Source organism: Paratractidigestivibacter sp. (assembly GCF_052362415.1).
GTDB lineage: Bacteria > Actinomycetota > Coriobacteriia > Coriobacteriales > Atopobiaceae > Paratractidigestivibacter.
The window spans coordinates 35946-46632 of record NZ_DAWEMK010000004.1 but is presented as its reverse complement, the minus strand read 5'-3'; the positions used below and the strand labels follow the sequence as shown (position 1 = coordinate 46632).

Annotated in this window: 5 protein-coding genes; all 5 read left to right on the top strand. The window is 63.2% G+C overall.

Annotation, left to right across the window (positions count from 1 at the left end; genetic code table 11):
- Positions 1 to 6455: InlB B-repeat-containing protein (locus ACT84W_RS01070; RefSeq protein ID WP_444327915.1), on the top strand; the 6455-nt coding region annotated here is incomplete at its 5' end.
- The gene (locus ACT84W_RS01065) at positions 6455 to 7591 is read left to right on the top strand and encodes a DUF4430 domain-containing protein (RefSeq protein WP_444327914.1); all 1137 of its coding nucleotides are present in this window, start codon (positions 6455 to 6457) and stop codon (positions 7589 to 7591) included. The genes ACT84W_RS01070 and ACT84W_RS01065, both read left to right, overlap by 1 nt.
- A gap of 102 nt (positions 7592 to 7693) precedes the next feature.
- Entirely contained in the window at positions 7694 to 8764 is a 1071-nt protein-coding gene (locus tag ACT84W_RS01060) for an Abi family protein (RefSeq protein WP_444327913.1), read from the top strand.
- Positions 8749 to 9624 (top strand): energy-coupling factor transporter transmembrane component T, encoded by an 876-nt coding sequence (locus ACT84W_RS01055; protein ID WP_444327912.1) that lies wholly within the window; start codon positions 8749 to 8751, stop codon positions 9622 to 9624. The genes ACT84W_RS01060 and ACT84W_RS01055 overlap by 16 nt, the downstream gene beginning before the upstream one ends.
- A partial coding sequence (locus ACT84W_RS01050) for an ATP-binding cassette domain-containing protein (protein ID WP_444327911.1) occupies positions 9621 to 10687 on the top strand: 1067 nt, incomplete at its 3' end. The genes ACT84W_RS01055 and ACT84W_RS01050, both read left to right, overlap by 4 nt.

The following is a 10687-nucleotide window of genomic DNA, read 5'->3' as shown; positions in this document are numbered from 1 at the left end:
CCGTCACCAACCCCGGCACCTGGACTTACACGTGGCTCGCCGGCACGACTAAGGCGAGCAACAACGTCGCCGACTACACCGAGGTCGTGGGCCACGAGCAGTCGCTTACCATCACCGATGCGATGGTGGGCAAGTACTTCATCTGCAAGGTAACTGCGGGTGGCAAGGACTATTACGGCCCCTCCGTTTCTTACGGCTCGGGCATCAATGCCAATTACATTCCCGGTCCGGTGCTGGGCGCCGGGCAGGCAAGCCTCTACTCCGTTAAGCTGAGCAGCTCGTCTCCCGCTGTGGGCGACACGCTGACCGCTACGCCGTATACCGCGTACAACACGCCCGCCGCGCGCGACACCACGGTGACCTACACCTGGTACGAGTCGACCAACAAATACTCCGGCTGGACCGAGATTGAAGGCGCGGCGACCGCCTCTCTCACGCTAACCGACGCTCTTGAGGGCAAGTACGTCAAGGTCAAGGCAAACGCAGGGGTAAACGACGTCGAGGCCACGACGAGCGATGCTGTGCTCAAGGCCGGCGCGGTCAAGCTCGCAGGCGTCGAGCTCTCCGCTTCCTCCACGGAGATCGGCGCGACCCTCACGGCTAAGGCGTACACCGGCTCGAGTTACAGCCCCACCTACGTCGATAACTCTAAGGTCACCTACACCTGGAAGAAGTTCAAGGGCACGTCAGCCCCCAGCAGCTCCACAAAGTGGGAGACCATCGAGGGGGAGTCCGGTCCTACGCTTACGGTGGCCGACGACCTTGAGGGCTGCTACGTATCAGTGTCCGCCAATGCGGGCGCGAACGATGTCTCATTTGGCGGCTGGCCGACCGGCTACGTGGGTCCCTTCAAGCAAGCCGGCGCCGTGGACATCTACTCCGCCATCCTGGCCCCCGAAGGCTCCACCTCCGGTACCTATGTCTATACCGTTGACGACACCGTCCAAGCCCTTGCCAAAGAGAAGGGCGCTTCCGATTACATCGATGCGTCCAAGCTGAGCTATCAGTGGCAGATCGCGGATGCCAAGGGCGGTACCTATACCGACATCGAGGGCGCGACGTCGAACACTCTCGAGCTCATGGCTTACGAGAGCAAATCGGTCCGTTGCCATATAACCGCAAAGATCGGCAGCAGCGACTACACCACCAAGGGCACGAGCCTCATCGGCGCTTCTGGCTCCGTCAACATCACGAAGATCGCCCTCGACCGCACCGTCGAGGCGAAAGTCGGCGAGAAGATCACCGCCACCGCGAAGTCGGGCTCCGATGACGTGACCTCGAACCCCAAGGTTATCTGGTCTTGGTACTACGGGGACTCCCCGAGTACCTGTAACACGAAGATTGAAGGGGCGGACACCAACTCGTTCACGCCCGACGCGGCGCTGGCGAACAAATACGTCCAAGCACGCGCCAACGGCGGCTTCGGTGACGAGCAGTCGAGCACCCTGCCCGTCGTGGAGGCTGGAGCGGTCGATCTCTACGGCGTGACGGTCACGGGCGCTCTGGCATCCGGACAGATTGCTGCAGGTAAGGCTCTGACCGCGAAGGCGACCAAGGGCAACTCCTACACTGACGTCTCCGCGACGGACACGGTCCACTATCAGTGGCAGTACTCCAACGACAAGAGCTCCTACGACAGCCACTTCGTCAACATTCCCGATGCGACCGACTCTGCAACGTATGCGCCCACGGCCGATATGGTGGGCAAGTACATTCGTGTGATCGCCACGAGCAAGAACTCGGTGAAGAGCACCGAGAAGAAGAGCACCTACGGCGGTACGCAGTCCGTCGACCCCGTTGGCCCCGTGACGCCTGCCGGTCAGTACAAGCTCAAGTCCGTTGCCCCCAACGAGGCGTCTTCGACGACCCTCTCCGTTGGCGCGGTGCTCACCCCGCGCGTGAAGATTCCCGGCTCCTCGAGCTGGTCCGATTCCGATCTGCCCGAGGACGCTAAGCTCACGCTCGCTTGGTATGCCAAGGGTGAGGACGATTCGGATTGGGTCGAAGTCAGCAACGGTATTGACGCCGAGACCGGCGCGCTGACGCTCAACGATTCCCTCGTCGGAAAGCACATCAAGCTCACCGCGAGCGCTCTCGACAACACGGTTGAGTGGGTTTCGTCGGACAGCGTTACCGCGGCGGGGGAGTATAACCTGCTGCGCGTGACTACCACCCCGCAGATCAACAGCGACTCGACCCACCTGGTTTCGGGTGACAGCGTCAAGGCGACGGCGCAGGCCAAGCGCGCTGACGGCTCGACCACCAACGGTATTGATGTCACCGACCAAGCGACTGTTGCCTGGTATGCAGCTGACGATGCGAAGGCTCCCGCGGCCGACTGGACGCCTCTACCCGACATGTCGGGCGCCACGGCAACAGTCTCTGCTTCTGCTGCCGGTAAGTACCTCAAGGCTGTTGCCACGAGCGGTAACTCGACGGTCGAGCTCGTCTCTGCCAATCCCGTTATCGCCGCCGGTTCGCTCGAGGCCGCGGTCCAGAAACTCAACGACGCCAACAAGCAAATCGCAGTTGATTACAGCGCCGATGGCGGCAACGTCAACGATGCCCTGAAAGCCCAACTCGCTGAGCTTGGTTTCGATGACGTTGACGTTAAGGTCTCCGAGGGCGCCGTGCTCTTTAAGGCGGAGGATGCCAAGGCGACGGTCGGCATCTCCGACGCCCGGGACGAGACCAATGGCGATGTGACGTTCTTCTACATCGATCCCAACGAGTACACCGGCTACAACATCGACGGCCTGCGCAGCGCCGACGTCGTGTTTGAGCTGTCACGCGGCGACGAAACCGAACGCTATCAGCCCAACAAGACGGTGCAGATTGCCTGGGACGAAGCTCGGGTCCAAGAACTTCTTGACAATGCCACCGAGCAAATTGCCATAGGCTACGCTTCGGGCGATTCGGCCGAGTCCGTCACGTCGAATCTCACGCTTCCGTACCGCGCAGGCTCCAAGAGCAAGTTCGAGGTTGAATGGAAGAGCTCCGACGGCGATGCCATTTGGCCTTCCGGCTATGGTTGGAGCGACTACACCGGCAAGGTGACGCGCGCATCGAGCGATCGCGAGGTTACGCTGACCGCGACGGTCTCGTTCGTGAGCGGCGGCCCGTCTGGCATTGAGGGCACGCACGACTTCACTGTGACCGTCAAGGGCGACCCCGAGAAGGTTGCTGCCGACAAGAAGGCGCTGCAGGAGAAGGTCGACGCGGCGTTTGCTTACGGCAACATCAAGTACTCCGGTACCGATACGGTTGCCAATAAGGACGGCCTGACCGACGACCTCCAGATGCCGCGCACGAGCACGCTCGGTGTCGACGGCAAATACTATAAGGTCGAGTACTCCGCGAGCACCGATGACGTGACCTTCAACGGCTATAAGGGCACGGTATACCGTCCCGAGGCCGGCTTGGACGCCGTCTCCACAAAGCTCACCTGCACGGTTACGGATAAGAACAACCCCGAGGTTACTGCCACAAAGACGCTTGACTTCACGGTTGCGCCGCAGGATCAGACCGACCTCGACAACGAGCTTAAGCTCATGGAGGCCGCCAAGGCGGGCTACGCCGAGACCATCCTCGACGGCCAGGACGCCGCCGGCGTGACCGCAAACATGCACGCCTTCCAGAAGGCGTATCTCGACGCCGACGGTAAGCTCGCATGGAGCTACGACAAGGCGACCACCGACGCTGCGGGCTCGGGCATCGTCCCGGTGGAGCTTGAGGGCGCGAGTGAGACTGCTGGGTATCGCCTCTTTAAATCGAGCCGCCCCGATCTCCTCAAGCACGAGAATCTCGTTCTTGGCGAGAAGCCCGAGTACAACACCAGGGTCACTATTACCTCTCGCCTCTCCAGCGAGAAGTACGCGCGCTACGCCGAGCGCTATCCGGACAACCCGACCTATGCCAAGCTTGCCAACCAGGACGTAAGCGCGACGGTTGCGATTAAGGGATCTACTGGTCTCGATGACCCCAACGAGGGTAAAGCTATTACCGTCACGGCGCAGGTCACGGGCCCTGATACAGAGGGCAACGACGCCAATTGGGTGCCGCAGACCGAGGTGACGATTCCAGCGGGCGAGACCATGACTGCCGCTGCTCTTACCAAACAGGTGCTCGAACAGCATGGTATGACCTGTGACGACGGCATGTATACGATTTCCGCCAAGGACGGCACCCTGCCTAATGGCCAGACGTCCCTCGGAAGCGCGCAGGACTCCCAAGGCAACTGGCGCTGGTGGGTTCTGTACATCAACGGAAAACAGAGCAACCTGCTCGCGGTCAACTACTATGTCAAGGCTGGCGACAAGATCGAGTGGGTCTTCGGCGACGGCTCCGTCAGTGCGTTGCCGCATACGGTTACATTCAATACCGGGGAAGGCTCTGCGGTCGACTCCCAGGTCGTTGCTGATGGCGCGAAGGCGATAAAACCCGCTGCCCCCAAGCGGGACGGTTACGAGTTCGCCGGCTGGTACGCAGACGCCGGTCTGAAGAGTCCCTATGACTTCTCGACATCTGTAACGAAGGACCTCACTCTCTACGCCAAGTGGGTTAAAGGCAGCTACGTTGTCGACGGCGTTGTCGTCGACCCCAGCGCACACGGTCCCAACTGGGATAGCGCCTGGTCCGGATTCACGAGCGCCGACAAGGTGACGGAGGCTCCCGTTCCCACCAAGGACGCCGAGGCCAAGTGGATTACGGCCCTCAAGGACCCCAACGATCACAACACCTACGTGTCCGATCCTCTGCTCGTTGGCGACTACGTCTACATCGCCGTCGGCTCCAAGCTCTACAAGAAGAACGTCGACACGGGCGAGACCGCCGAGGGCGGCGAGGCGGCGCTTGTCTCGGCAATCGACTCGACCTCGCGCATGGTCTATGTCAACGGCCTGATCCTGGTGCCGCTGAGCTCCGGCCGCCTCCAGGCTCTTACGGTTGACTCGCTTACCACCAAGTGGGTGACCGACGCGTTGCCCGATGGAACCAAGAGCAGCCAGCAGTCCCTCTCGTCCGTCACGGTGCGTGACGGCTACGCCTACTTTGGGTCGGCAGACGCCGATCGGTTGAACAGCTACGGCGGCTACCTGCTGTGCGTCCGCCTGTCCGACGGCCAAGTCATGTGGAACAAGGCCAATCAGAACTCCGCCGGTTACTACTGGTCCGGCATGGCGTTCGTCGGCGGCTACGGCGTCATCGCCGACGACTCTGGCACGGTGAGTGCCGTCGACCCGGCGACGGGCGATGTTGTCTCGACCCTCAAGGTTGCCGACCGCGTACGCACCACGGTTCTGGCGGACGGCTCCACGCTCTATGTGACAAGCAGCGACGGCGTTCTTCACAAGCTTTCGATGGCCGCCGATGGCACCCTCTCGGAGGCCTCAAGCGTCAAGTTCGGCGCGAGCTCCACATCCACCCCGGTTCTCGCCAATGGAAAGATCGTCGTGGGCGGCGCATCTGCAGACGGCTTCACGGGCGGCCGTCAGGGGGAGTACGAGTATCACTACGGTCAGATTGCCGTTATCGACGCGGCGACCATGAAGGTCGAGAATGCCGTGTGCAAGGCCGACGGCAACTATATCCGGCAGTACGGTTACGATGCGGGCGGCGACGTCAAGTCCCAGCCCATCGTCTCGGTTCAGGATGGCCAGACCTACGTTTACTTTACCTCCAACAACAACCCCGGCGGCATCTATCGTTACCGTGTTGGCGACGAGGAGGCAGAGCTTCTCTACACGCCCGACACCGCGAACCAGGACTACTGCATGTCGTCCATCTCGGTGGGATCTGACGGCTCCCTTTACTACACCAACGACTCCGGAAAGCTCTTTGCCATCAAGGGCAACGGCGAGCGTCTCAAGCGCTTTACGGTGACCTTCGATGCCAACGGCAAGGACGCTGAGCTTCCCGCGTCCCAGCGCGTCAAGCAGGGCCATCCTGTCATTGAACCCTCGGCCAAACCCACGTGCGCCGGCTTCACTTTCGCTGGCTGGTACAAGGACGCCGCGTGCACCCAGGCCTGGGACTTCGCCAAGGACGTCGTGACTGCCGACGTGACGCTCTACGCCAAGTGGAACGCAAAGAACGACAACAACAAGACCGACGACGCAAAGAAGGACAACGCCTCCGGCGGGCAGATCTCGCTGTCCGGCAACGGCGGCAAGAAGACCACGCTCGCACTCACCCTCAAGTCGAACGTATCGGCCGAGGCCAACGAGTCCGAGGAGAAGGCCTCCCTTCTTTCCGGCTTCACGTCCGGCGAGGCGACGGGCACGACTCCGACCACCACTTCTGCCGAGGGTGAGGCCGACCTCGGCGCCGATGCGGGCTTCGTATCTCCTGAGTCCAGTCGTGCGCTTCCCATCTGGCCCTTCATCGGCATGGCAGTGGCCGCCGCGGCGCTCATCGTCGTGCTTGTTGCCAAGCGTAGGAAGGGGGACGAGGAGTAATGGCCGAGCCTAATTCCAATATCCCCGGTGACGAGGGAAAGAAGGGCGCCCGCGTCTGGCGCCCGGTCGTCGCCGTTATCGCCGCCGTGGCCATCGTTTTCTGCGCCTGGTCCGCATGGCAGTACGCGCAGGGCAACGACCCGCTCGCGTTTCTCTCCGGCGAGGCGCTCCAGACCGTGGCTGAGCCTGCCGCCGCCGACGGCCAGGCGGCCGCGACGCCGCAGGTCACCATGACCGCGAACACGGTGACCGCCGACGACGTGGCCGCCGCCTGCACGGGGCTCAGCTTCGACGGCTCCGACGTCTCGGTCGCGGCCGACGACGTCAAGGCGGTCCTGACTGCCGACGGGGTCTGGGTCGAGCAGGCGACGACCGACGACGCGCCCGCCATGGTCGACGAGACCGCCCGCCGCGCGGCCGCGCTCGCCAAGTGGGCCGCCGAGCAGAACGTGGGCCTGTCCGACGTGACCTGGATCTCGGAGGACGCCAACGGCGCGGTGCGCCTCGTCGTGCGCTTTGGCTGCGACGATGCCCCGACCTCCGGCGATGCCTCCGCGCTTCTGTCCGCGGCGAAGGGTTACGCCATCAGCGGCAACGCCTACGCGCTGCTGGGCGACGCCCCCGCCTTCGCCCAGCAGGGCGGCGAGGCCCCGACGCTTCCCGACGACTCCGCCATCACCGTCGTCCAGAAAAAGACCGTCGACGGCGAGGCCCTGACCAAGACGAAGACCACCTATCGCGTGGTCGACCAGAACGGAAAGAACGTCTCGTCGAAGAGCGACTCTACGGGCGGCTCTGCCTCGGGCGATTCTTCCCAGCAGGGCGCGACCATCACGGTGAGCATCACCGTCGACGGCTCGTCCGCCGGGGCGGGCAGCTCGTCGGCCACGCTTGCGCTTCCCGCGGGCGCGACCGTCTACGACGCCCTGGCGAGCTGCGGCGTCTCGTTCAACGCGAAGGCCACCGGCTACGGCATGTACGTGAGCTCGATCGCCGGCCTTGCCGAGAAGGAACACGGCGGCATGAGCGGGTGGATGTACTCCGTCAACGGGACCGTCGCCAACATCGCGTGTTCCAGCTATGTGCTCTCCGGCGGCGAGTCCATCTACTGGTGGTACGCCAACGTGGAGTACTAGATCGACTGGCGTCATACGCCATCCGCGCGCGGGCGCCGGCAATCTCGTCGGCGCCCGCGCTTCTATACAATGAACGCCACGAGATTTGAGTGGGGAGGCGCTATGGTCAAGGACAGCAGCCAACGGGCGATGGATTCTGGTCACAAAAATGAGGATGCTGTTGCACCTAAAACTGCGAAGGGTATAGTAAAAGACAATAGTAGCCAGCGCGCCTCTCTCGGAAACGATGATGCGAACCAAGCTGGCTCCTTTTTTGTAGAAATGAAGCCTTTTCTTTCGGTTGATCAGCAGGTGCGTCATCTTGTCGAGACGGGCATCGAATGCCCAGATTTGAACGAAGCAAAAGAACTGCTTGAAGACATCAATTACTATCGCCTTCGCGCTTATTGGATGACTTTCGAACACAATGGCCAAATCGCAAAGGCAACAGAGCTGTCTTCGATCGTGGATATCTATCGATTGGATGCTGCGCTGCGTCAATGGTTATGGGCTGCTATACAACCTATAGAAATCAAAATTCGGACCAGTTTTGCTTACTTCCTGTCACGCGACTATGGCCCGCTTGCGTATCGGGATTCGCTGCTATTTGCCGACAGCTCTCGCCACGGAGGGCTGCTCTCGTCAATTGATCAAGAGATAGCAAGGGCGAAAAAGAATCAAGAGCCGTGCGTTTGTCATAACTTGGAGAAATACGGCGACCTCCCGTGTTGGGCGGTTGTCGAGGTCATGACAATGGGACAGGTTTCCTCATTAATTGGCCTGCTGCGAGATGACTCTAGGACGGCGCCGACCGCGAAAGCGATCGCCGGTGCATTTGGCCAAAGGCCTCCAATCCTAAAAAGCTGGCTGATGCACTTGTGCGCAGTGCGTAATCTCTGCGCGCATCAGGGACGCTTTTATAATCGTGTAATGCGAATACGTCCAAAAATGTTGCGCAAGGACATCCGCTGGGCATCAAATAAGGAATTCCCAACATTTATTGTGATAAAGCGGCTCTTTGAACAAACGTGGCCAGATCGTTGGAATGACATGGCGATTGAACTTGGTCACATTATCGATGCATATCCAAATGTTTCGCTTGCGCCTATGGGTTTTCCGGACTGTTGGCGAGAAGTGCTTGGCGTGCCGAAGGCTGAAAACAGAAGCGAGGCGGACGCGTGGGCCGAACAATAAGGCACATAGCCTTCGACGCGTGTCACGCGTGCGTGCCGGCGGCGCTCTTTGCGGCGATCCTGCTGCTCACGATGTTCTCCGTGCAGCCGGTTCTCGTGGCGCTCTCGCTTACGGGCGCGCTCGCGTTCTCGGCGCTCGCCCGCGGCGGCCGCGCGACGCTTCTGGGCCTGCGCTGGCAGCTGCCCATGCTCGCGCTCGTGTGCCTCGCCAACCCGCTCTTCTCCGCGTCCGGCTCGACGCTCCTTGTGCGTCTCGGCCCTGTGTGCGTGTACGCCGAGAGCCTTGCGTACGGAGCCGTCATGGGCGCCCTCATGGTGTCCGTCGTCGTGTGGTTCGAGGGAGCGGCGGCGGTGCTCACGCAGGACCGCCTGCTGTCGCTCGGGCGCGGGGGCTCGTCCTCGGTGGCGCTTGTGGTTTCGATGACGTCGCAGCTCACGCCGCAGCTGCTTCGCCGAAGCCGCGGCGTCGAGGCGTCGCTTTCCGCGTGCAGTGCCGCCGGTCCGCGCCCCGGCCTGCGCGAGCGCCTGACCCGGGAATCCGGTCAGCTGATGACCTGGGCACTCGAGGACTCGCTTGAGCGCGCGGACGCCATGCGCGCCCGCGGCTGGGAGTCGGGCGCGCGCCGCACGAGCTACCGGGCCGATGCCCTGCGCGAGTCCGACGCGGCGAAGACCTGCGGCATTGTGGCCCTCGCGCTTCTTTGCGCGTTTCTCGCCGCCGTTGCGTGCGGGCAGTGGAGCTTCTACCCGGTGATGCCCGCGCTCGTGTGCTGGTGGGGCTATGCGCCCTACGCCGCGCTTATGCTGCTGCCGGCCGTTGCGGCCGTCGCCGAGCGCATCCGTTGGAGGGGACTGGAATGACGCTGCCTGGAAAGAAGCCCGCGCGGGGATGCGCCGCCATGCCCGCGCTCGAGGTCCGCGACCTCACGTTCACCTACCCCGGAGGCGTGGCCCCTGTGCTCGACCGTGCGTCGCTCGTCGTTCCGGATGGCGCGTTCGCGCTGCTCACAGGCCTCACAGGCTCGGGCAAATCGACCCTGCTGCGCCTTGCCAAGCCCGAGATCGCGCCGGCGGGCGAGCGCGCGGGCGAGGTTCTCGCCTTCGGCGCCGACGTCCGGTCCTTCTCGCCGGCGGAGTCTGCCGCTGCGGTGGGCTACGTGTTCCAAAGCCCCGACAACCAGATCGTGTGCGACACCGTCTGGCACGAGATGGCCTTCGGCCTCGAGAACCTCGGCGTTCCCGCTGACGAGATGCGCCGCCGCGTGGCCGAGACCTGCAATTTCTTTGGCATGGGCCCGTGGTTCCGCGCGCAGACCTCCGAGCTTTCCGGTGGCCAGCGGCAGACGCTCGCCCTCGCGGCGACGCTCGCCATGCGCCCGCGGCTGCTTTTGCTTGACGAGCCGACGAGCATGCTCGACCCCATAGCCGAGAAGGCCTTCCTCGGGCTGCTCTTCCGCGCGAACCGCGAGCTCGGCATCACCGTCGTGGTGGCCACGCACGCGCCGCAGGCGATGGCCGAGTACGCCACTTGCGCGTTCGCGATGGGGGAGGGGCGTGTGCGCGAGGTGGAGCTGTCCGCGCTCGCAAAGCCGCGGCCGCTGGCCGCGCTGCCCGCGCGCCCGGCGCCCGCAGGTGCCGCCGCCGTCGACGTGCGGGAGGCGTGGCTTCGCTACGACCGCGACGGCGACTGGGTGCTTCGCGGCCTTGACCTGCGGCTGATTCGGGGAGAAGTGCGCGCGCTCGTGGGCGGCAACGGCTCCGGCAAGTCGACGCTGCTCTCGCTCGCGGCGGGCGTCGCCCGCGCCCAGAAGGGCCATGTGAAGAACACCCTCGCGCGCTCGCAGGCGCTTCTGCCGCAGTCGCCCAAGGCGGTCCTCGCGTGCGAGACCGCGCGCGACGAGCTCACGGAGTGGGCGGCCGGCGC

What these genes read in the sequence shown, in the direction of transcription:
- ACT84W_RS01060 (WP_444327913.1), top strand. Translation starts at nt 7,694, where the DNA reads ATGGTCAAGGACAGCAGCCAACGGGCGATGGATTCTGGTCACAAAAAT.
- ACT84W_RS01065 (WP_444327914.1), top strand. Translation starts at nt 6,455, where the DNA reads ATGGCCGAGCCTAATTCCAATATCCCCGGTGACGAGGGAAAGAAGGGC.